This window comes from Zoogloea sp. 1C4, assembly GCF_009469605.1.
GTDB classification, from domain to species: domain Bacteria; phylum Pseudomonadota; class Gammaproteobacteria; order Burkholderiales; family Rhodocyclaceae; genus Zoogloea; species Zoogloea oryzae.
Window position 1 is genome coordinate 1 of sequence record NZ_SSXU01000023.1, and the last position, 22,822, is coordinate 22,822.

18 protein-coding genes are annotated in these 22,822 nt (G+C 66.8%); 2 read left to right on the forward strand and 16 right to left on the reverse strand.

From position 1 onward, the window contains the following. Positions 1–261: 261 nt before the first annotated feature. The 6 genes from cysN to GH681_RS19370 are packed head-to-tail and all read right to left on the reverse strand — an operon-like array spanning position 262 to position 6,307. The gene (gene cysN / locus GH681_RS19345; protein WP_153163186.1) at positions 262–1,545 is read right to left on the reverse strand and encodes a sulfate adenylyltransferase subunit CysN; all 1,284 of its coding nucleotides are present in this window, start codon (positions 1,543–1,545) and stop codon (positions 262–264) included. A 32-nt stretch (positions 1,546–1,577) separates the two neighbouring features. Then, positions 1,578–2,513, reverse strand: a complete 936-nt coding sequence (gene cysD / locus GH681_RS19350; RefSeq protein ID WP_153163187.1) for a sulfate adenylyltransferase subunit CysD — start codon at positions 2,511–2,513, stop codon at positions 1,578–1,580. A gap of 33 nt (positions 2,514–2,546) precedes the next feature. After that, positions 2,547–3,272: a phosphoadenylyl-sulfate reductase gene (locus GH681_RS19355; protein ID WP_153163188.1), complete on the reverse strand. Its 726-nt coding sequence runs from the start codon at positions 3,270–3,272 to the stop codon at positions 2,547–2,549. 13 nt (positions 3,273–3,285) lie between these two features. Then, on the reverse strand, positions 3,286–3,810 hold the full coding sequence (locus GH681_RS19360; RefSeq protein ID WP_153163189.1) for a DUF934 domain-containing protein: 525 nt from the start codon (positions 3,808–3,810) through the stop codon (positions 3,286–3,288). Continuing rightward, positions 3,803–5,485, reverse strand: a complete 1,683-nt coding sequence (locus tag GH681_RS19365) for a nitrite/sulfite reductase (protein WP_153163190.1) — start codon at positions 5,483–5,485, stop codon at positions 3,803–3,805. The genes GH681_RS19360 and GH681_RS19365 overlap by 8 nt, the downstream gene beginning before the upstream one ends. A gap of 42 nt (positions 5,486–5,527) precedes the next feature. Further along, complete coding sequence (locus GH681_RS19370) at positions 5,528–6,307, reverse strand: sulfite exporter TauE/SafE family protein (RefSeq protein WP_153163191.1); 780 nt, start codon at positions 6,305–6,307, stop codon at positions 5,528–5,530. 122 nt (positions 6,308–6,429) lie between these two features. On the opposite strand from GH681_RS19370, the gene cysB reads away from it, so the two are divergent. Further along, complete coding sequence (gene cysB, locus GH681_RS19375; RefSeq protein ID WP_153163192.1) at positions 6,430–7,371, forward strand: HTH-type transcriptional regulator CysB; 942 nt, start codon at positions 6,430–6,432, stop codon at positions 7,369–7,371. Positions 7,372–7,389: 18 nt separating this feature from the next. Here cysB and GH681_RS19380 read toward each other — a convergent pair whose 3' ends face one another. Then, entirely contained in the window at positions 7,390–8,556 is a 1,167-nt protein-coding gene (locus GH681_RS19380) for a PEP-CTERM sorting domain-containing protein (protein WP_153163193.1), read from the reverse strand. A gap of 319 nt (positions 8,557–8,875) precedes the next feature. Here GH681_RS19380 and GH681_RS19385 point away from each other — a divergent pair, with 319 nt between their 5' ends. Next, positions 8,876–10,672: a monovalent cation:proton antiporter-2 (CPA2) family protein gene (locus GH681_RS19385; protein WP_153163194.1), complete on the forward strand. Its 1,797-nt coding sequence runs from the start codon at positions 8,876–8,878 to the stop codon at positions 10,670–10,672. A 1-nt stretch (position 10,673) separates the two neighbouring features. Here GH681_RS19385 and GH681_RS19390 read toward each other — a convergent pair whose 3' ends face one another. The 9 genes from GH681_RS19390 to glnE form a co-directional block, all read right to left on the reverse strand. Further along, complete coding sequence (locus GH681_RS19390; RefSeq protein WP_153163195.1) at positions 10,674–11,579, reverse strand: asparaginase; 906 nt, start codon at positions 11,577–11,579, stop codon at positions 10,674–10,676. Positions 11,580–11,961: 382 nt separating this feature from the next. Further along, positions 11,962–12,690, reverse strand: coding sequence for an amino acid ABC transporter ATP-binding protein (locus GH681_RS19395; RefSeq protein WP_153163196.1), 729 nt, complete (start codon positions 12,688–12,690; stop codon positions 11,962–11,964). A gap of 12 nt (positions 12,691–12,702) precedes the next feature. Then, positions 12,703–13,386, reverse strand: a complete 684-nt coding sequence (gene gltK, locus GH681_RS19400) for a glutamate/aspartate ABC transporter permease GltK (RefSeq protein ID WP_153163197.1) — start codon at positions 13,384–13,386, stop codon at positions 12,703–12,705. Positions 13,387–13,399: 13 nt separating this feature from the next. Beyond that, entirely contained in the window at positions 13,400–14,140 is a 741-nt protein-coding gene (locus GH681_RS19405; RefSeq protein ID WP_153163198.1) for an amino acid ABC transporter permease, read from the reverse strand. 113 nt (positions 14,141–14,253) lie between these two features. Beyond that, positions 14,254–15,147, reverse strand: coding sequence for a glutamate/aspartate ABC transporter substrate-binding protein (locus tag GH681_RS19410; protein WP_153163199.1), 894 nt, complete (start codon positions 15,145–15,147; stop codon positions 14,254–14,256). Positions 15,148–15,253: 106 nt separating this feature from the next. Next, positions 15,254–15,952 carry an META domain-containing protein gene (locus GH681_RS19415; protein WP_153163200.1) on the reverse strand — a complete coding sequence of 233 codons (699 nt, stop codon included), beginning with the start codon at positions 15,950–15,952 and terminating at the stop codon, positions 15,254–15,256. 29 nt (positions 15,953–15,981) lie between these two features. After that, positions 15,982–17,802 (reverse strand): ATP-dependent zinc metalloprotease FtsH, encoded by a 1,821-nt coding sequence (gene ftsH / locus GH681_RS19420; protein ID WP_153163201.1) that lies wholly within the window; start codon positions 17,800–17,802, stop codon positions 15,982–15,984. A gap of 136 nt (positions 17,803–17,938) precedes the next feature. Then, a complete protein-coding gene (locus GH681_RS19425) occupies positions 17,939–19,741 on the reverse strand; it encodes a DEAD/DEAH box helicase (protein ID WP_153163202.1) in 1,803 nt (600 codons plus the stop codon). Positions 19,742–19,999: 258 nt separating this feature from the next. Further along, a complete protein-coding gene (gene glnE / locus GH681_RS19430; protein WP_153163203.1) occupies positions 20,000–22,705 on the reverse strand; it encodes a bifunctional [glutamate--ammonia ligase]-adenylyl-L-tyrosine phosphorylase/[glutamate--ammonia-ligase] adenylyltransferase in 2,706 nt (901 codons plus the stop codon). Positions 22,706–22,822: the final 117 nt, after the last annotated feature.

Here is a 22,822-nt window from a genome sequence, read left to right on the forward strand (position 1 = left end):
CTGATCATCTGGACGACTTGCAGCTTGAAGCTCGCATCGAACGCCCGGCGTTTCTGTTTCATTAAGTTCTCCTCTACGGGTGGATGATCCACCTATCGAGGTGTCCGAGGAAATTAGACCACTACAAACTGCACTTATCAGCCTACCGTTGGCTCGAGACAGCTTGACCTGCCAAAACAAAATCCCCAGGAGCGTTGCCGCGACCTGGGGATTTGCATTTTTGCGAAGGCTGCACCGTAGGGTGCTGTGCCGCGTGCTACATCAACCGATGATCATCCCGGCGCCGACGGTGTTGTTCGTCGATTCGTCGATGAGGATGAAGGCGCCGGTGGCGCGGGAGTCGGTGTAGTTGTCGGCGAAGATCGGCTGGGCCAGTTTGAGGCTCAGTTGGGCGATGTCGTTCATCGCGAGGGTGCTTGCGGCATCCTTCGAGAGCGTATTGATATCCACGCGGTGGGCGATGGCGGCGACCTTGGCCTTGACCTCGCGGGTCGTGTGGCGCAGCCAGTAGGTGCGTGCCGGGGACAGCGGGGTCTCGGAGAGCCAGCACACCACCGCGTCGATCTGCTTGGTCTGGGCCGGCAGTTCTTCGCTGTTGACGATCATGTCGCCGCGGGAGATGTCGATCTCATCTTCGAGCAGCAGCGTCACGGATTGCTCGTGGATCGCCTTGGGCAGGGATTCGCCGTAGAGCTGGATGTCCTTGACCTTGGTGGTGAGGCCGTTGGGCAGCACGGTGACGCTGTCGCCAACCTTGATCTCGCCGGATTCGACGCGCCCCATGAAGCCGCGGTAGTCGTGGAGCTCGGGGTTGTCGGAGGCCTGCGGGCGGCACACGTACTGCACCGGGAAGCGGAAGCTCTCGGCTTTTTCGGTGTGGGCGGCAGGGGCGGCTTCGAGGATCTCGATCAGCGTCGGGCCGTCGTACCAGTTCAGGCTTTCACCGCGATCCACGATCATGTCGCCGACGAGGGCTGACAGGGGGATGAAGCGCACGTCGGTGAGGCCGATCTGTTCGGCGAAGGCTTTGTATTCGGCGACGATCCTGTCGTAGGTGGCCTGGTCGTAATCCACCAGGTCCATCTTGTTCACCGCGACGACGACGTGGGGGATGCCCACCAGCTTGGCGAGGTAGCTGTGGCGGCGGGTCTGGGTGAGTACGCCCTTGCGCGCGTCGATCAGGATGATGGCGACGTTGGCGGTGGAGGCGGCGGTCACCATGTTGCGGGTGTACTGCTCGTGGCCCGGGGCGTCGGCGATGATGTACTTGCGGGTGCCGGTGGAGAAGTAGCGGTAGGCGACGTCGATGGTGATGCCCTGCTCGCGCTCGGCCTGCAGGCCGTCGGTGAGGAGCGACAGATCGACGGCGGTGAGGCCGCGCTTGTTGGAGGTCTTCTCGATGGCGGTGAGGGTGTCGGCGAGGATGGCCTTGGTGTCGAACAGCAGGCGGCCGATCAGGGTGCTCTTGCCGTCATCGACGGAGCCGCAGGTGAGGAAGCGCAGCAGGCCGTTGTCGACGTCGGGCAGTTTTTCGGGTGCGGACATGGTTCTGTATTCCTTGGATTCCGGGGCGGCGATTAGAAGTAGCCTTCCTTCTTGCGCTGCTCCATGGAGGCGTCGGAAGTCTGGTCGTCGAGGCGGGTGGCGCCGCGCTCGGTAATCGTGGTGGTAGCGGTTTCGATGACGATCTTCTCGACCGTATCGGCGTCGGATTCGACCGGCGCAGTGCAGGAGATGTCACCCACGGTGCGGAAGCGTACCTGCAGGTCGATGATCTGTTCGCCGGCCTTGGGCAGGTTGGTGAGCTCGCCGGTCATCAGCGGCACGTTGACCGGGACGATGCTGCCCTGGCGCATCACCACCGGGCGGGTGTGGGCGAAGTAGATCGACGGCAGCTCGAGCTGCTCGCGCTCGATGTACTGCCACACGTCCATCTCGGTCCAGTTGGAGATCGGGAAGGCGCGGATGTTCTCGCCCTTGTGGCTGCGGGCGTTGTAGAGGTTCCACAGCTCGGGGCGCTGGTTCTTCGGGTCCCATTGGCCGAACTCGTCGCGGAAGCTCATGATCCGCTCCTTGGCGCGGGCCTTCTCTTCGTCACGACGGGCGCCGCCGATGCAGGCGTCGAAGCCGAATTCCTCGATGGCCTCCAGTAGGGTGACCGACTGGTGCTTGTTGCGGGATTCGTTCTCGTGCTTGAGGACGACCGTGCCGCGCTTCATGGAGTCTTCGACGGAGCGCACGATGAGGCGCTCGCCGAGTTCGGCCGCGCGCTTGTCGCGAAACTCGACCACTTCGCGGTAGTTGTGGCCGGTGTCGATGTGCATCAGCGGGAAGGGGAACTTGCCCGGGCGGAAGGCCTTTTCGGCGATCCGCAGCATGCAGATGGAGTCCTTGCCGCCGGAGAACAGCAGCACGGGGTTGCTGCACTGGCCGGCCACCTCACGCATGATGTGGATGGCTTCGGATTCGAGCCAGTCCAGGTGGCTCAGGGTTTGTTTGGTGAGCGTCGACATTGCTTTACTCGTTTGAGGGTTCTTCGGTGCGCGTCACTTCTTGACGTGCAGGCCGCATTCCTTGGTTTCCGGATTCTCCCACCACCAGCGCCCGGCGCGCACGTCTTCGCCAATCGAGACCGGGCGGGTACAAGGCGCACAGCCGATGCTCGGGTAGAACTTGTCGTGCAGGGCGTTGTACGGAACCTTGTTCAGGCGGATGTAGGCCCAGACTTCCTTTTCGGTCCATTCGGACAGCGGGTTGAACTTGATGAGGCCGTTGCCTGCATCGAACTCGCGCTTGGGCAGATCGGTGCGGGTGGTGGATTGCTGGGCGCGCAGGCCGGTGATCCACGCCTGCTTGCCGGCCAGGGCGCGGCCGAGGGGCTCGACCTTGCGGGCGTGGCAGCAGGCCTTGCGCAGCTCGACGCTGTCGTAGAAGGCGTTGATGCCGTGCTCGCGGGTGTAGGCCTCGATGGCGTCGTGGTTGGGGTAGAAAAATTTGAGCTTGAGGCCGTAGTGGTGCTGCACCTTGGCCATCAGGTCGTAGGTTTCCAGCGGCAGGCGGCCGGTATCCAGCGAGAAGATCTCGATGGGCAGCTTGCCGGTGGCGATCACGTCGGTGAGGACCATGTCCTCGGCGCCGAGGCTGTTGGCCATGGTGATGGCCGGCAGTTCGGCAGCCCAGGCGGCCAGATCGGCCTTGAGTTGGGCGACCTTGGCCTCGAGGCTGGCGAGCAGCGCCGGATCGTCGAGCTTGGGATTCTGGTTCGGATGCATGGCGTCTCCGGGCTCAGGCGGCGCGCTGGGTGCGGCGGAACAGCGGTTCCGGCTGGTCGATGGCGGCCTGGTAGGGGGTCGAGAAATCCTTCAGGCTGGCCAGGGCTTCTTCGAGTTGGGCATCGGAGTACTTGCCGGCCTTGGGCTGGATGGCGTCGAAGCCGCAGCGCTGCATGAAGAAGAACTGGTCGCGCAGCACGTCGCCGATGGCGCGGATCTCGCCCTTGAAGCCGTAGCGGCTGCGCAGCAGTGCAGCGGCGGAGTAGGCGCGGCCGTCGGTGAACTTGGGGAAGTTGAGGGCGATGGCGGTGATGCCTTCCAGGTCGTCGGCGATCTCGTCCACGTTCTCGTGGCTGTCGAGCCACACGCCGACGCTGGCGCGGCCGGAGATCTGGCCCTTGTGGGCCTGCCACACGGCCAGCGGCACGAACAGCGGGCCTTCGGGCAGGGTCAGGGCTTCGGGCGCCTGGGTTTCGTCCAGGACGAGGATCTGGGCCGCGTCGTCGATGACCTGGCCGTTCTTGATGAGCTTAGGCATTGTGCTTCCTTTCCTTGACGGCGGCTTCGCCATACACGCCGAGCTTGAACGGGTCGAGGCCGGTGCGGCGGACGGTTTCGATGAAGCGCTCGCCTGCCTGACGCTGGGCCAGGTAGACGTCGATGATCTTGCTGATCACATCGGGCATTTCGGCGGCGGCAAACGAGCGGCCGATGACCTTGCCGATGCTGGTGTTGTTGCCCTGGCTGCCGCCGAGGCTGACCTGATACCACTCCTCGCCGTTCTTATCGACGCCGAGGATGCCGATGTGGCCCACGTGGTGGTGGCCGCAGGAGTTCATGCAGCCCGAGATGTTGAGCTCGATGTCGCCGATGTCGTAGAGGTGATCCAGGTCATCGAAGCGGGCCTGGATGGCGTTGGCGATGGGGATCGACTTGGCGTTGGCCAGGGCGCAGAAATCGCCGCCCGGGCAGCAGATGATGTCGGTCAGGAGGCCGAACGTGGGCGTGGCGAGGCCGGTGGCGCGGGCCTTTTCCCACACCGCGAAAAGATCGGACTGCCTGACGTCGGCGAGCACGAGGTTCTGCTCGTGGGTGGCGCGGATCTCGCCGAAGCTGTAGGCGTCGGCCCAGTCGGCCACCAGATCGAGCTGCTCGGCGGTGATGTCGCCAGGGGCGCGCTTCGGGTCTTTCAGCGACAGCACCACGATGGCGTAGCCGGGCACCTTGTGGGCCAGCACGTTGCGGCGGGCCCAGGCGGCGAAGGCCGGGTTGGCGCTGCGCTGGGCGGCGTAGCCGGCGTCTTCGGCGGGCAGGGTTTCGTAGGCCGGGGTGGTGAAGTGGCCGGCAACGCGGGCGACTTCGGCTTCGGTGAGGGTGTTCGGGCCGTTCTTGCCGAACTCCCATTCCGCTTCCACCTGCCGCTTGAACTCGGCGATGCCCAGGGCCTTCACCAGAATCTTGATGCGCGCCTTGTAGAGGTTGTCGCGGCGGCCATAGCGGTTATAGACGCGCAGGATGGCTTCGCAGTAGGTGATGATGTGCTGCCACGGCACGAAATCGGTGATCTCTTCGCCGATGATCGGGGTGCGGCCCATGCCGCCGCCGACCAGCACGCGGAAGCCGATCTCGCCGGCCGCATCGCGCTTGAGCTCGAGGCCGATGTCGTGGCACTGGATGACCGCGCGGTCCTGCCCGGCGCCATTCACGGCAATCTTGAACTTGCGCGGCAGGAACGCGAATTCGGGGTGGAAGGTGCTCCACTGGCGCAGCACCTCGCACCACGGGCGCGGGTCGATGTATTCGTCGCCGGCGACGCCCGCGAAGGGGTCGGAGGTGATGTTGCGGATGCACGCGCCGGAGGTCTGGATGGCGTGCATCTCGACGGTGGCGAGCTCGGCCAGGATCTCCGGCACGACCTTCAGCTCAGGCCAGTTGAACTGGAAGTTCTGGCGCGTGGTGACGTGGGCGTAGCCCTTGTCGTGGGTGCGCGCGATGTGCGCGAGCTTGCGCACCTGCGTGGACGACAGCAGGCCGTAGGGCACGGCCACGCGCAGCATCGGCGCGTGGCGCTGGATGTACAGGCCGTTCTGCAGGCGCAGGGGGCGGAACTCGTCGTCGGTGAGCTCGCCGGCCAGGTAGCGGCGGGTCTGGTCGCGGAACTGGGCGACGCGTTCGTCGACGATCTTCTGGTCGTAGGGGTCGTAACGGTACATGATTTTGTGATGTGTCCTGGTTGTCAGGGGCGCGCTGCCTGGTCAGGCCGCGATCAACTTGCTGCCCACCAAGACCAGCATGGTTGCCAGAATCGGACGCAGCACCCGGTCGGGCACCCGGGTGGAAATGTGGCTCCCCAGCCAGATGCCGGGCAGGGAGCCGATCAGCAGGCTGCCGAGCAGGGCCCAGTCCACGCTGCCGAGAAACCAGTGGCCGATGCCGGCCACCAGCGTCAGCGGCACCGCGTGGGCGATGTCGCTGCCGACAATGCGCAGCGTGGGGAGGCGAGGATACAGGAAGAACAGCGCGCTCACCCCCAGAGCGCCGGCGCCCACCGACGAGATCGACACCAGCACGCCCAGCACGGCGCCGGTGGCGACGGTGAGGATGGCGGTGCGGCGCGGGTTCTCGCGGCCTTCGGAATGCTTCAGGGCGAAATCCTGGATCTTCTTGCGGAAGATGATGGCCACCGCGGTGAGCAGCAGGGCGATGCCCAGGGCGACCTTGATCAGGCCGATCGCGCCGCCGATGCCACCGGGAAAGAAGTTGCCGACCACCAGCAGGGTGATCGCCGAGGCCGGGATGCTGCCGGTGGCGAGGCGCCGGGTGACGCTCCAGTCCACCGTGCCCTTGAGGCCGTGGGCGAGGGTGCCTCCGGCCTTGGTGATGGCGGCGTAAAGCAGGTCGGTGCCCACCGCGACCGAGGCCGGCACGCCGAACAGCAACACCAGCAGCGGCGTCATCAGCGAACCACCGCCCACGCCCGTAAGGCCGACGATGGCGCCGACGGAGAAACCTGCAATGGTGTAAGCGATGTCCATGATGAGCCCCAATGTCTTGTGCGGTGCATCGTAAACGGAGCGGTTAGAGGGTAGAAGTCGGTTTGAGTTAAACTATAAGAACAAAAAGTTATATAGGCCGCGCAGCGGCGGCGGGAGCAGGTATGAACATCCAGCAATTGCGCTACGTTTTCGAGGTGGTCCGCCATCGCCTCAACGTGTCGGAGGCGGCCGAGGCGCTATTTACGTCCCAGCCGGGGGTGTCGAAGCAGATCCGTCAGCTTGAGGACGAGTTGGGCATCGAGATTTTCGTGCGCCACGGCAAGCGCCTGGTGGCGGTTACCGAACCGGGGCAGCAGGTGCTGGCCATCGCCGAGCGGATGCTGCTCGATGTCGACAACCTGCGTCAGGTGGGGGCCGAGTTCAGCAACGAGGCGAGCGGCAGCCTGTCGATCGCCACCACCCACACCCAGGCCCGCTACGCGCTGCCGCCGGTGATCCGGGCCTTCATGACGCGCTACCCCAACGTGCGCCTGTCGCTGCATCAGGGCAATCCGCGCCAGGTGTGCGAATACGTGCTGTCGGGCGAGGCAGACATCGCCATCGCCACCGAGGCCATCGCCGAGGAGCACGAGCTGGTGATGCTGCCCTGCTACCAGTGGAACCGCTGCGTGATCGCGCCGGTGCGCCATCCCATCCTGAGCACCCAGCCGCTCACGCTCGAGGGTATCGCCCGCTATCCGATCATCACCTACGACTTTGCCTTCACCGGTCGCAACCAGATCAACAAGGCCTTCATCGGCCGGGGGCTGAAGCCCAATGTGGTGCTCACTGCCATCGACTCGGACATCATCAAGACTTACGTGGGCATGGGGCTGGGGATCGGCATCCTGGCCAGGATGGCCTACGACGCTGCGGTGGACAAGGATCTGGGCATGCTCGACGCCGCTCATCTCTTCGAGTCGAGCACGACCCGCATCGGCGTGCGCCGCAACGCGTGGCTGCGCGGTTACGTGTACGCCTTCATCGAACTGTTCGCCCCCCACCTGTCGCGCCACGTGGTGGACGCGGCGCTGGCGGGGGGCGGCGAAGACCCGGGGCTGTGAGCCCGGCCGTCGAGAGCCTCAACGGCGCCGGCGGCGGAGGACGACGGCGCCGATCAGGCCGAGGGCGGCGAGGGTGAGGGTGGCAGGTTCGGGCGTTTCGTACATCGCGCTGCCGGCGAGGATGAAGACGTCGCCGAAACCGCCGCTGTCGCAGTTGGTGGTCTCGCCACCGTCGCTCAGGTAGCCGGCGCCATTGCCTTTCGTCGTGCCGCCGAAGCAGCCGAACAGCAGGCGCACCGAGATGGTGTCGTAACCGGCGCCGATGTAGCTCTCCAGGCTCGCGTTGAGCTCGGGCAGGAAGGCCAGGAATTCGGCGTTCTCGGTGCCCTGGGAGTTGTCGATGCTCTCGATCAGGGCGCCGGTCGAGCCGGTGGCGGACGGGCAGCTGCCGCCCGGGTTGCGCAGGGTGGTGTGCTCGTAGATGCAGATCGTGCCGTAGACCGTCGCGAAGTCGGTCGAGGCCGGTGCATCGTAAAACTGCTTGGTCGTGCTGAAGGCCCCGTACGACAGGCCGGTGTCGCGCCCGACTTCGTAGTGGATGTCGGCCAGGGCGCCGTCGGTGTCGCGGACGGTGATCAGCCCCCAGTAATCCACCGAGGTGGTGGCGCTCTGGGGCTGGTTGTAGTCGAAGCCCAGCATCAGTTCGTGGCGCACGCCGCCGATGGTGAGCGCATCACGCAACCACATGGCGTTCACGTCCCAGGTGCCGATGTTGTCGGCGCCGGCGGCGAGCTGGTTGTTGGCGGGGTCACTCATGTTGCCGGCTTCCATCGTGGTGCCGGTGGCCCGTCCGGTGGCGAGGAAGTTGTCGCCACCACGGTTGGTCTTGAAGCCGTTCTCCACCCGGCTGCCGTCGGCGGTGGGCGGATTGGTCGGGTTGGTGTCGCTGTTGTCGAGGGGCGCCGCGCCGCCGGCCTGGACGACCACGGTCTCCTTGAGTAGCCCTTGGGGCGTGGCGAGCAGGTAGCCGCCGCTGTCGGTGCCGGTGCTCTGGGCGAGGCCGGCGATGTAGTTGAGCATCGGGGCTGAGCAGCTGAGCATGTCGCCAAAAGTGGCGCAGGCCGGTGAGCTCTTGTCGATGGCGGGGCCGGCGTAAACGGCGAGGGGCGTGGCGCTGGCAAGGGGTGACAGAAATGCTGAAACGATCGCGGCTGCTGTCAGGGCCTTGTTTTTGCTGATTTTCATTTTTTCCTCCTGGATGCTCCGTGGGAATTCGGGAAAAACCAAACAAGACACCAAAATTTACGCATAAACCGTGCCGAATTTAGAGTTTTTCGGTAGGTCGTCGTTTTTGTTTCGTTTTTGACGTTTGTCGATTCGCTCGGCGTAGGCGGCCAGATGGGCGGTGTAAAACCGGGCGACACGGCCCCGGGCGGGGCGGGCCGGATTTGCGTGACGGAGTTGGCAGCCGGTGGCCCGATTGTTTCCGGATCCTTCCATTTCGAATTGCCGCGGCGCTTTGTGAGAGACTTGAACGCTCCACGCCGCCCTCCGTTTTTCCATCATGCAATCCCTGACGACCTTCGCCGCCCTGTTGCTGGCTTCCGTGCTTTTCGTGCCTTTGTTCAAGCGCGCCGGGCTGGGCACGGTGCTGGGCTACCTGGCGGTGGGCATGCTGATCGGCCCCTACGGCGTGAAGCTCGTGCGCGATCCGGACAACCTGCTCCACACCGCCGAACTGGGCGTGGTGCTGCTGCTCTTCGTGATCGGGCTGGAACTCAAGCCGTCGCGGCTGTGGGCGCTGCGCAAGTCGGTGTTCGGGCTGGGGGCGATGCAGCTCTTCGGGGTGGCGGCGGCGTTGGCGGCGGCGGGCTGGTACACGGGTCTGTCGCTGTCGGCGGCGGCGCTGGTGGGGATCATCCTGGCCCTGTCGTCCACGGCTTTCGTGCTGCCCACCCTCGCCGAGCGGCGCGAGCTATCCACCCGCTACGGGCGGGAGGCCTTTGCGATCCTGCTGTTCCAGGATCTGTCGGTGATTCCGCTGCTGGCGCTGATCCCGCTCTTCGGCACCGGCAAGCCCACCGCGCTCACCCATCCGGCGGTGGGCCTGGGGCTGCTGGTGGCGGTGGTGGTGGTGGGGCGGCCGCTCCTCGATCTGCTGTTCCGCCATGTGGCGCGGGTCAATAGCCGGGAGATGTTCACCGCCGCGGCGCTGGTGACCGTGCTGGGGCTGGCGCTGCTGATGCAGGCGGGCGGGCTGTCCATGTCGCTGGGCGCGTTCATCGCCGGCGTGCTGCTGGCCGATTCGGAGTTCCGCCACGAGCTGGAGGCGTCCATCGCGCCCTTCCAGGGCTTGCTGCTGGGGCTGTTCTTCATGGCGGTGGGGATGTCCACCAACCTCACCCTGCTGGTGAAGTTTCCGTGGCAGATCATCGGCCTCACCGCCGGGCTGGTGATGATCAAGATTCTGGTGCTGTACGGCCTGCGCCGGCTGGTGGGTGGGCCCAAGCTGGGTTCGCGGATGCTGGCGCTGGCGCTGGCCCAGGGCGGCGAGTTTGCCTTCGTGCTGTTTGATGCGGCCCAGTCGTTCAAGGTGCTGGGCGAGGTGCAGGCCGACAAGCTGACTTTGGTGGTGGCCCTGTCGATGGCGGTGTCGCCGCTGCTGCTGATGTTTGGCGACTGGCTGGCCCGGCGCGAGGCGGGCCGGCGGCCGCCCAAGGCTTACGACCAGATGCCTTCCGAGGCGAGCGACGTGGTGATCGCCGGTTTCGGCCGGGTCGGCCAGGTGGTGGGCCGGCTGCTGCTGGCGCGAGGTATCGGCTTCACCGCGCTGGATGCCGACGCCGGGCAGGTGGAGACCGTGCGCAAGTTCGGCTTCAAGGTGTTCTACGGCGACGCGGCCCATCTCGATCTGCTCCATGCCGCCCAGGTGGGTGAGGCCAAGGTCTTCGTGCTGGCCATCGACGACGTGGAGGCGTCCCTGCGCACCGCCGAGCTGGTGAAGAAGCATTTCCCCCATGTGCAGATCGTGGCCCGGGCCCGCAACCGCTTCCACGCCAGCCGGCTGATGGACATGGGGATCGAGCGGCAGATCCGCGAGGCCCTGCCGTCCAGCCTCGAGATGGCCCGGTGGACGCTGGAGCTCCTCCACGAGCCGCCGGCGCTGGTGGATCAGATGGTGACCCGCTTTGCCCGCCACGACGCCGAGGTGCTGGCCCGTCAGCAGGCCATCGACCACGACGAGGGCAAGCTCATCCAGTCGTCCAAGGAGGCCCGCGACGAGCTCGTGCAGATCCTCGAGGAAGCCCGCGAGGCCTTTGCGAAGAAGGAGCGTCCGGCCAAGACGGCCGGCAGGGCCTGAGTCAGTCCGCCTCGAAGGGGCGTTTGCTGGCGAGGGCCAGCATCAGCGCGATGCGGGCCTTGGGCGGCGGCAGGCTGCTGGCGGTGAGCCAGCCTTCGGCGTCGTCGTCGGCGTTGGCGTTGCGGATCACCGGGCCGGCGCAGCGGCTGGCCCGGACGATCACCACCCCTTTCTCCCTGGCCCGGCGTAGCGCCGGCAACCATGCCGACGGCACGCTGCCGTGGCCGGTGAGGGCCAGCACCAGCCCCCTTGCGCCCTCGGCCACGCAGGCGTCGATCAGCCCGGCCGGCGCGCCGGCGTAGCCGGGCAGGATGTCCACCCGCGGCAGGGCGTCGGCAGCGAGATCGGCAAAGCGGCCGTCCGGGCGGGCGGTGGTCCAGTCGGCGGACGATTCGAAGGCATCCAGCCCGCTGGTGCGGGCTTTCTGCAGGTGGCGGGCGGTGTGGATGATGGCGTTCATCACCACCAGCACGCCCTTGTCCCGCGCATCCGGGCGGGCGGCGAGGCGCACCGCGGCGAGCAGGTTGGCCGGGCCGTCGGCCTGGGGGTGGTCTGCCGGGCGCATGGCGCCGGTGAGCACTACCGGCTTGCCGCCGGGCACGGTGAGCTGCAGGAAATACGCGGTTTCTTCGAGCGTATCGGTGCCGTGGAGGATCACCACCCCATCCGTTGCCGGATCACCCAGCGCGCGGCGCACCGCGGCGAGGATCGTCAGCCAGCCCTCGGGCGTCATGTCCTTGCTGTCGAGGGCGAGCACCTGCTCGGCGGAGAGATCGAAGGCGTCGAGGCCCGGCACCGCGGCCAGCAGCGCGCCCACGGGGCGCACGCCGGCCCGGTAGCGGGCGCCGCCGGATTCCGGATCAGCTTCGCCGGCGATGGTGCCGCCGGTGGCGATGAGATGGATCATGGTCGTGGGGCAGGGGTGCGGGGGATGGCGCCGAGCATGCCACTGGATGCGGCGGGTTTGAAGCCCGGACCTGCGTGTCTGGACCTCAGGGGGACGAGTGGACCTTTGAGGTCGGCGTTTGCAGGTCTGAGGTCCGATGCTGCACCTAAAAGGTGCAAGCGTGGACCTTGGAGGTCCGACCTTGCGGGTCTGAGCTGCATGTGTGCAGGTCTGAGGTCCGGCATCGGACCTCCAGGGTGCAGGCGTGCCCAAAAAAGATGCGCGCCTGCACCTCAGCGGTCCGACCTCGGATGTCCGAGGTCCGTGGGTGCAGCCTGGAGGTTCGACGGTGCACCGCTGAGGGGCATGGCCGGACCTTCGAGGGGTACGCGCGCCCCTTGGGTCAGTGTTGCAGGATCTTCGCCAGGAACTGCTGGGCGCGCTCGGAGCGCGGGTTGGCGAAGAAGGCTTCCTTGGTGTCGTCCTCGACGATGCGGCCGCGGTCCATGAAGATCACCCGGTTGGCCACCTTGCGCGCAAAGCCCATCTCGTGGGTCACGCACATCATGGTCATGCCTTCCTGGGCGAGCTCGACCATCACGTCGAGCACCTCGTTGATCATCTCCGGGTCGAGGGCCGAAGTGGGCTCGTCGAAGAGCATGCAGATCGGGTCCATCGACAGGGCGCGGGCGATTGCCACGCGCTGCTGCTGGCCACCCGAGAGCTGGCCGGGGAACTTGTCGGCGTGGGCCTTGAGGCCGACCCGGTCGAGCAGCCCCACGCCCTTGGCGCGGGCTTCTTCCTTGCTGCGGCCGAGCACCTTCTCCTGGGCGATGGTGAGGTTCTCGGTGATGCTCATGTGGGGGAACAGCTCGAAGTGCTGGAAGACCATGCCCACCCGGCTGCGCAGCTTGGGCAGGTTGGTTTTCGGGTCGCCCACCGAGATGCCGTCCACGTGGATGGTGCCGGACTGGAAGGGTTCGAGGCCATTGACGCACTTGATGAGGGTGGATTTGCCCGAGCCGGACGGCCCGCAGACCACCACCACCTCGCCCTTGGCGACCCGGGTGCTGCAGTCGGTGAGCACCTGGAAGCTGCCGTAGTGCTTGGAAACCTTGTCGATCGTGATCATCTGGATTGAGTCCTAAACCGTCGCCATCCGCTTCTGCAGCCGCCGCACCACCTGCGACAGGGAGAAGCACAACACGAAATACACCGCGCCCGCAAAGAGCAGCAGCTCCACCAGCCGGCCGTCCCGGTCGCCCACCTTGTAGGCCGCGCCGAAGAAATCGGCCAGCGCCGACACATACACCAGCGAGGTGTCCTGGAACAGCACGATGGCCTGGGTGAGCAGCAGCGGCACCATGTTGCGGAAGGCCTGGGGCAGCACCACCAGGCGCATCGCCTGGGCGTAGGTCATGCCCAGCGCCGAGGCCGCCGACACCTGGCCCTTGGGCACGCTCTGGATGCCGGCGCGGATGATCTCGGAGTAATAGGCCGACTCGAACAGCGCAAAACCCACCATCGCCGAGGTGAGCCGCACGTCGGTGTTGGGGTCGAGGTTCAGGAAACCCTTGAGCAGCTGCGGCACGATCAGGAAGAACCACAGCAGCACCATCACCAGCGGGATCGCCCGGAACAGGTTGACGTAGCCGGCGGCGAACCACGCCAGCGGCTTGATGGTGCCGAGCCGCATCAGCGCCAGCAGGGTGCCCCACACGATGCCGACGATCACCGCGGTGACGGTGATCTCCAGCGACACCTTCATGCCCTCCCACAGGAAGGGCAGGGCGCCGGGGATGGAGGACCAGTCGAATTCGTAGTTCATCGCATGTGCCTCCTCATTTTCCACCGATATAGCCGGGCACGCGGGTCCGCGCCTCGACCACTCGCATCAGGCTCATCACCACCACGTTGATGAGGAGGTAGAGCACCGTGACAGCGATGAAGGATTCGTAGGGCTGGGCGGTGTAATCCACCAGCTGGCGGCCCTGGGCGGCGAGCTCGAGCAGGCCGATGGTGGAGCACACCGCGGAGTTCTTGAAGATGTTGAGGAACTCGGAGGTGAGCGGCGGCACGATCAGCCGGAAGGCCATCGGCAGCAGCACGTGGCGGTAGGTCTGGCCGAGGGTGAAGCCCAGCGCGAGCCCGGCGTTCTTCTGGCCGCGGGGCAGGGCGTCGATGCCCGAGCGCACCTGCTCGCACACCCGCGCGCTGGTGAAGAAGGCCAGGCACACCATCGCCGCGACGAACTGCTGGGTGACGGGATTGAGCTTCTGCTTGAAGGCATCGCCCAGCCCGAAGGGCAGCAGCTCGGGCAGCACGAAATACCAGATGAAGAGCTGCACCAGCAGCGGGATGTTGCGGAAGACCTCCACGTAAGCGCCGGCGAACCGGGACAGACCCTTGTGGGGCACGGTGCGCAGCACCCCCATCAGGCTGCCCAGCAACAGGGCGATCACCCACGCCGAGAGGGACAGGGCCACGGTGGTCTGCAGCCCGGCGAGCATCCACCCGAGATAGGTGGTCTCACCGGTCGGCACCGGGCTCGAGAAGATGCTCCAGTTCCAGTTGTAGCTCATGGCTTGGTGGGAAGTGGGAGGTGGAAAGTGGGTAATGGGGAGTGGGCGGTGGGAGGTCGGGAAGGGGGCTCTGCCCTACTCCCTACTTCCCATCACCCTCTACCCATTTCCCTTTACTCGAACGGCTTGTCGTTGGGCGTCTTGTAGAGCTTGAGCATGGCGTCGGAGAGCGGGAAGTTGAGGTTCAGGCCCTTGGGCGGGATGGGCTGGGTGAACCACTTCTTGTAGATGGCTTCGGCTTCGCCGGAGGTCATGGCCTTGGCCAGCGCGGTGTCGACCACTTTCTTGAAGCCCGGATCATCCTTGCGCATCATGCAGCCGTAGGCTTCGAAGCTCTGGGGCGTACCGACCACGGCCCAGTCGCCGGGCTTCTTGGCCTTGGCAAGCTCGCCGTAGAGCAGGGCGTCGTCCATCATGAAGGCGACGGCGCGGCCGGTCTCCAGCGTGAGGAAGGCTTCGCCGTGATCCTTGGCGGAGATGATGTTCATGCCGAGCTTCTTGTCCTCGTTCATCTTGCGGATGAGGCGCTCGGAAGTGGTGCCGGCGGTGGTCACCACGTTCTTGCCGGCGAGATCCGGGAAGTCCTTCACGCCGGAATCCTTCTTGGTCATCAGGCGCGTGCCGATGATGAAGATGGTGTTGGAGAAGGCCACCTGGCGGGCGCGTTCGGTGTTGTTGGTGGTCGAGCCGCACTCGATGTCGATGGTGCCGTTCTGGACGAGGGGGATGCGGTTCTGGGAGGTGACCGGCGTGAGCTTGGTCTGGATGCTGGCGAGCTTGAGTTCGGTCTTCACGGCGTCGACCACCTTCAGCATCAGCTCCTGGCTGTAGCCCACCACCTGCTGCTTGTCGTCGTAGTACGAGAAGGGGATCGAGGATTCCCGGTGGCCGAGGGCGATGGTGCCGGTTTCCTTGATCTTCTTGAGGGTCGGCGACTCCTGAGCCAGCACCGGTTGGGCCAGCAGGACTGCGGTGGTGACAAGGGCGAGTTTGGAAAGACGGGACATGGGCAGTTCCTCCGGTTCGGGATCGAGGGTTCGACAGGCTCGTTCGCACCGATTGTGCCCCAGCCGGCGCCCGCTGTGGGCGTCAATTGCAGGCGGGGCGCGGCATTCAGTGGGCGACGAAGCGGGCCACGGGCACGCCGTTTGCGAGCAGGTCGAGCTGATCGGCGGCCTGGACGCGGTGGGTCGCCCGGGAAAGCGCCTGGAGGAAGGCCGATTCGACCGCCATCTCCGGGCAGGCCATGCGGGTGGTGGCCAGCGGCAGGATGCTGAGGCCGGTGCCGCCCCAGCTACGGTATTCGCCGCTCATCCGGTTGCAGCCGGTGGTGCCGGTGACCCGGCGCCGCTCGGCGTCGAACTGGATCGATGGGGTGCGCGGGCCGTCTGGCAGCGTGACGCTGCTGCCGGGCAGGCTTTCAAGGGTCCAGCGCGTGGTGGGCAGGTCGGCCGTGCTGGGGCAGCCCTGGCCGGGCAGGGCGCGGTCGAAGCGATCGACGACCAGCATCTCGACGCGGCCGCCGTCAGGGCCCGGGCGGGTTTCCAGGTGGCCGGCGAGACTCACCGCCAGCGGGGCGGCGGGCTGGTTGCGATGGACGGCGTAGGCCCGCTCCAGCGCCAGATTGGCGCCTTCCTGGGCGACCGGCAGCCGGCGGCCGTCACTGCAGCGGGTGAATAGGCCGGCATCGGCGAAGTACACGAAGATGCCGGTCTGCACGCCGGCCGGCTTCGCGTGGCTGTCGGGGGCCGCCAGCGCGGGGGCGCTGGCGGCGAGGCTGGCAAGCAGGGCGATGAAGACAGTGGGGCGCATGGCGGGCTCCGGAAGCGGCAAAGCCCCGATTATGCCGCCGTCACCCGCGCGTGGATCGTCTTGAGGTCGGCTTCGTCGAGGGTTTCGCGGGCCAGCAGGTCGCGGGCGGTTTCTTCGAGGATGGCCTTGCGTTCGGTGAGGATCGCCACGCTGCGCTCGAAGGCGTGGGCGACGATCTCGCGCACCGCGCAGTCGATCTCCCGGGCGGTCTCCTCGGAGTAGCTGCGCTCCTGGGGCGGGTTGGCGTTCTGGCCGAGGAAGTTGCTCTTCTCGGTGTCGTAGGCCACGTTGCCGAGCCCGGCGTGCATGCCGAAGCGCATCACGATGGAGCGGGCGATGCTGGTGACCTTCTGCAGGTCGTCGGAGGCGCCGGTGGAGACTTCGCCGAAGACGATCTGCTCGGCGGCGCGGCCGCCCAGCAGCACGGCCATCTTGTTCTCCAGCTCGGCGCGGGTCATCAGGAAGCGGTCCTCGGTGGGGCGCTGGATGGTGTAGCCGAGGGCGCCCACGCCCCGCGGGATGATGCTGATCTTGTGCACCGGGTCGGTGCCGGGCAGGCCCATCGCCACCAGCGCATGGCCCATCTCGTGGTAGGCGACGACGGTGCGCTCGTGCTCGTTGAGCACGCGGTTCTTCTTCTCGAGGCCGGCGACGATGCGCTCGACCGCCACGGTGAAGTCTTCCACCGTCACGCCCGTGCCGTTGCGGCGGGTGGCCACCAGCGCGGCTTCGTTGCACAGGTTGGCGAGGTCGGCGCCGGAGAAACCCGGGGTGAGGGCGGCGACCTTCTCGGCGTCCACGTCCGGGGCGAGGGTGATCTTCTTCATGTGCACCGCGAGGATGGCGATGCGGCCTTTCTTGTCGGGGCGATCCACCAGCACCTGGCGGTCGAAGCGGCCGGCGCGCAGCAGCGCCGGGTCGAGCACTTCGGGGCGGTTGGTGGCGGCCAGCAGCACGAGGCCGGAGGACGAGTCGAAACCGTCAAGCTCGACCAGCAACTGGTTGAGGGTCTGCTCCTTCTCGTCGTGGCCGCCCATCGCGAAGGCGCCGCGGGCGCGGCCCATGGCGTCGAGTTCGTCGATGAAGATGATCGCCGGGGCCTTGGCGCGGGCCTGCTCGAAGAGGTCGCGCACGCGGGCGGCGCCCACGCCGACGAACATCTCGACGAACTCGGAGCCGGAGATCGAGAAGAAGGGCACGCCGGCCTCGCCGGCCACGGCCTTGGCGAGCAGCGTCTTGCCGGTGCCCGGCGGGCCGACCAGCAGCACGCCCTTGGGCACGCGGCCGCCCAGCCGGCCGTAGGATTTCGGGTCCTTCAGGAAGCCGACGACTTCCTTCAGTTCGTCCTTGGCCTCATCCACGCCGGCCACGTCGTCGAAGGTGACGCCGGTGTTGGCTTCCACGTACACCTTGGCCTTGCTCTTGCCGAGGTTCATGAAGCCGCCACCGCCCATGCCCTGCTTGTCGGCGAACTTGCGCATGGCGAACATCCAGATGCCCACGAAGATCACCGCCGGCAGCACCCAGCCGATCACGTCCTTCAGCAGGGTGTTTTCCACCACGCCGGTGAACTTCACGTCGTACTGGGCGAGATCCTTGGCCAGCGCCGGGTCGACCCGGGTGGTCACGAACTTCTGGCGGCCGTCCTGCAGCGGGGTCTTGAGGCTGCCCTGGATGGTGTTGTCGGCGATGCTGATCTCGGTGACTTCGCCGGCCTTCACCAGCCGCTGGAACTCGCTGTAGGGCAGGGGCTCGACGGTGCGCACCTGCACCCACAGGTCGTGCAGGGTGAACACGGCAAACAGGGCGAACACGAAGTACCAGAGGCTGAACTGGGTTTTCTTTTCCATGGCAGGGCCGGATGAGACAGGTTTCGATTAGATGAGGCCGGTTCGGCCGGGTTCAAGGCGCGTTGCCGGCCGATGGGGCGTCAAAAAGGAAAAAGGCACCGCGAGGGTGCCTTTTTCTGGGTGCCGAGGGCGGCGATCAGCGGTTGTTGCCGCCGTTGCCACCGCCGCGGGGGCTGGTGAACAGCGCGGGCGGCTTCACCTCGCCGGGCTTGCGGCCGGTGAGGGTGACCGGCGAGCGACGGGCTTCGTCCAGCGCGGCGGGGGTGCCGCGGTTGGGGTTGCCGCCGTTGCCCTTGCCGCCAAAGCCGTTGCCGTGGCGGTGACCGCCCATGTTGGCTTCGGGGTCGCGGTAGTTGTTGCGGGCGCGGGGCTGGTAGTCGACGCGGTTGCCGAAATCGTCATCCACCTGCGAGCCGTCGGCCTTGCGGGCGGGACGCGGAGCCTGCTGGTTGCCGCGGCCTTCACCCTGAGCCTGGGCCGGGCGGGCGCGCGGGCTCTGGCCCTGGGGCTTGGCGCCCTGGCGGGGCTGGCCGTCGCCCTGCTTCGGGCCACGGGCCTGGCCCTGGCCTTGAGCCTGGGCCTGCCCCTGAGCCTTGGGCTTGGCCTGTCCTTGCCCTTGTCCCTGGCGCGGGCCTTCGCCCTGCTTGGCGCCCTGGCCTTGCGGCTGGCCCTGGCGGTCGCGGTTGCTGCCGCGCTTGCCCTGGCCCTGACGGGGGCCCTGGGGTTCGCGGGGCGGACGCTCGTCGGATTCGGCCGGTGCGGCGGAGGGCACGAAGTCGGGCACCTCGACCTTGTCGATCAGGCGCTTCATGAGGCGCTCGATGTCCTTCAGGAGCGGCAGCTCGTCGCGGTCGACCAGCGACACCGCGGCGCCGCTGGAGCCGGCGCGGCCGGTGCGGCCGATGCGGTGGACGTAGTCTTCGGGCACGTTGGGCAGCTCGAAGTTGACCACCTGGGGCAGCTGGTCGATGTCGAGGCCACGGGCGGCGATGTCGGTGGCGACGAGCACCTGTAGCTTGGCGTCCTTGAAGTCGGCCAGCGCGCGGGTGCGGGCCGACTGGCTCTTGTTGCCGTGGATGGCGGCGGACGGAATGTCGTGCTTGGCCAGGTATTCGGCCAGCTTGTTGGCGCCGTGCTTGGTGCGGGTGAACACCAGCACCTGGAACCACTGGTGCTTCTTGATCAGGAAGGCCAGCAGCTCGCGCTTCTGCTTCTGCGGGCACAGGTGCACCGACTGCTGGACGAGCTCGGAGGCGGTGTTGCGGCGGGCAACCTCGACGAAGCCGGGGTTGTGCAGCAGGCCGTCGGCCAGGGCCTTGATCTCGTCGGAGAAGGTGGCCGAGAACAGCAGGTTCTGGCGCTTCTTGGGCAGCAGGGCGAGGATCTTCTTGATGTCGCGGATGAAGCCCATGTCGAGCATGCGGTCGGCTTCGTCCAGCACCAGGATCTCGACGCCGGAGAGGTCGATGGTGCCCTGGGTGTTGTGGTCGAGCAGGCGGCCCGGCGTGGCGACGAGGATGTCGATACGCTTCTTGAGGCGGGTGATCTGCGGGTTGATGGCCACGCCGCCGAACATCACCATCGAGGTGAGGGGCAGGTGCTTGCCGTAGGTCTGGACCGATTCCTCGACCTGGGCGGCGAGTTCGCGCGTCGGGGTGAGGATCAGGCAGCGGGGGCGGCCGGGCTTCTGGTTGTGGGCGTGGGCTTCGGAGAGCAGGTGCAGGATCGGCAGCGTGAAGCCGGCGGTCTTGCCGGTGCCGGTCTGGGCTGCGGCCATCAGGTCACCGCCGGCGAGCACTTGCGGAATCGCCTGGGCCTGGATCGGGGTGGGGGTGGTGTAGCCGGTTTCGGCGATGGCTTGCTGAATGGGGGCGCTGAGGGCCAGATCGGCAAAGCCGATCGTCCCTGCCACTTGCGTGGCGGGCTGGGGTTGGGTCATTGGATTGTGTGCTCCTGCGACGGCCTGACCGCTTGAGATGAGCGGCACCAATCGGGGCGGGCGCAACGAGTGTTCGTGATCGCGTTTGGATCGGACGAAACGAATGATGGGAGGCCGGTACGCTGATTGGTTGGCGTACGGACGGCGGATTGTACGGCTTTGGCGGTGCTCGTGTTGACTTTTTTTGCGGATTGTTATGGCGCGGCGTGGAGTTCGTCCTCCCCGTCGCGCCATCCGCGTGGCTACGTGGCCGGCCGGTCAGACCGGCAGGGTGTCGTCGAAGACCTGGTTCCAGAGGGCGCGCACACCGGCGGCCATGTCGGCGACGAGGTCGGGATCGACCCGCGAGGCCTGGTTGTTGAGGCGCAGGCCGTGCTGCAGGCGGCGGTACTCGCGGTAGCTGTCGGCGGCGACGGCGGCTTGATCTGCGGGGATCAGGCCCAGCTCGCCGGCCATCCCGAGCAGCGCGATGTTGCCCAGATTGCCGGTGAGGCTGGGGTGGGCGTGGGAATAGCCGAGCACCAGATACTGGACGATGAACTCCACATCCACCAGCCCGCCGCGGTCGTGCTTGAGGTCGAAGAGGCTGGTCTTGTTGGGGTGGCCATCGAACATCTTCAGACGCATGGCCATGACGTCTTCGCGCAGCTTGGCGAGATCCCGCTGCTGGCGGAGCACCTCGATGCGGATCGCCTCGAACTTGCGGCCGATGGTCGGGTCGCCGGCGCAGAAGCGGGCGCGGGTGAGGGCCTGGTGTTCCCACACCCAGGCGTTTTCGAGCTGGTACTGGCGGAAGGCGTCGAGTGACACCACCATCAGGCCCGAATCGCCGTTGGGGCGCAGGCGCAGGTCGGTCTCGAAGAGCTGGCCGGCGGGGGTCTGGGTGGACAGCCAGGTGTTGGTGCGCTGGCCGAGGCGGGTGTAGATCTCGGCGGCCTCGGGGGCGTCGTCGTCATGGACGAAGACCATGTCGAGGTCGGATGCGTAGCCGAGCTCCTTGCCGCCCAGCTTGCCGTAGGCGAGCACCGCAAACTGCGGCGCGTCCCGGTGGCGGTTCTTGATCTTGCGCCAGGAGCAGGTGACGGCCAGATCCACCATGATGTCGGCCAGCGCCGAGAGGAAGTCGGCGTGGCGCTCGACGGTGAGCTTGCCGGCGATGTCCTTGGTGAGCAGGCGGAAGACCTGGGCGTGGTGCTGCTCGCGCATCAGGTCCATCTGGCGTTCCATGTCGGGCTCGAGCTCGTCGAGCTGGCGGGCCAGATCGGCGCGGAAGGCGGGCAGGTCGAGCTCTTCCTCGAGCATCCGCGGGTCGATGGCTTCGTCGAGCAGGATCGGGTGCTGGTTGAGGAACTGGGCGGCCCAGGCGGAGGCGCTCACCAGCTCGGCGATCTTGTGCACGGTTTGCGGATACTGCTGGAGCAGCGCCAGGTAGGCACCCCGGCGGCTGATGGCGTCGAGGAGGTCGAGCAGGCGCTCGAAGGTGGCGTTGGGGAGGGCGGTTTCGGCGGCGGCCTCGATGACCCGCGGGATCAACGGGTCGAAGCGCTGCTTGATGGATGGCGGCATCTGCTGGTAGCGGTTGCCGCTGCGCAGGGTGGACAGGCGGCGGGCGGCGGCGGCCGGGTCGGGGTAGCCGAGGCGCTGGAATTCCTCGGTGCCGCGGGCTTCGTCACAGGCGGAGGCCCACAGGGTGTCGAGGTTGTGGCCGGCCTCGGTGGGGTTGCCGAAGACGCTGTTGAAGTGGCGGCCGACGGCTTCCCGGTGGTCGTCGAGTTCGGTGAGCAGGGCCTCGTAGGAGGCAAAGCCCATCGAGCGGGCGAGGATCGCCTGGTCGGCCGGGTTGGTGGGCAGATTGTGGGTCTGGGCGTCGTCCATGTACTGAAGGCGATGCTCGACCCGGCGCAGGAAGTCGTAGGCGGCGGCCAGCTCGCGCTCGGCTTCGCGGGTGACGATGCCGCGTTCGGCCAGCCGCGCCAGCACCTTGACGGTGGGCTTGATCTGGAGCGCGGTGTCGCGGCCGCCGCGGATGAGCTGGAACACCTGGGCCAGGAACTCGATCTCGCGGATGCCGCCGGGGCCCAGCTTGACGTTGTTGGCCATGTCCTTGCGGGCCACTTCGCGGCGGATCTGGGCGTGCAGGTCGCGCATGGCGTTGATGGCGCCGAAATCCAGGTACTTGCGGAAGATGAAGGGGCGGGCGATGGCGTTGAGCTCGGCGCCGCGGATGCCGGTCATCACCCGGGCCTTGATCCAGGCGTAGCGTTCCCACTCGCGGCCCTGGGTGATGAAGTAGTTTTCGAGCATGTCGAAGCTCGCCACCAGCGGGCCGGAATCGCCGTTGGGGCGCAGGCGCATGTCGACTCGGAACACCTGGCCGTCGCCGGTGAGGTCGTTGAGGGCCTGGATGATGCCGCGGCCGAGCTTGGTGAAGAACTCGAAGTTGTCGATGATCTTGGGGCCGGCGGTGCTGCCGTCCTCGGGGTAGACGTAGATCAGGTCGATGTCCGACGAGACGTTGAGCTCGCGGCCGCCGAGCTTGCCCATCCCGATGATGATGAACTCCTGCTCCCGGCCGTCGGCCGACAGGGGTACGCCGTGGCGGGCGACGAGCTGTTCGCGCAGGATGTCGTGGGCGGCCTCGACGGCGATGTCGGCCAGCAGCGTCATCGTCTCGGTGACCTCGGTGAGATCGGCCAGGCGGGCGATGTCGCGCACCAGCACATGGCAGATCACCCAGGCCCGCAGCCGGCGCAGCACGGGCTTGAGGGTGTTGTCGTCCACCTTTTCGTCGCGCAGGAAATCCCGCAGGGCTGCGGCGTCGAGGGGCTGGCCGATGCTGGCCGCCAGGCGCGGGCCGAGCCAGCTGCGGCTATCAAGCTGGCGGCGCAGGAAACGCGAGCAGGCGAGGGCGTCTTCGATGGGCTTGGGCAGGCTGGCTGCCGGATCTTTGGGCTGTTCGGACATGGCGTGGGCCGATTGGTAGAATGGGCGATTGTCTATGTTCGCCCCGAGTTATGTCTGCCGGACTGATTTTCGTCAAGCCTGATGCCGGATGCGTCGGTGCGCGGCGGTGCGCTGTTG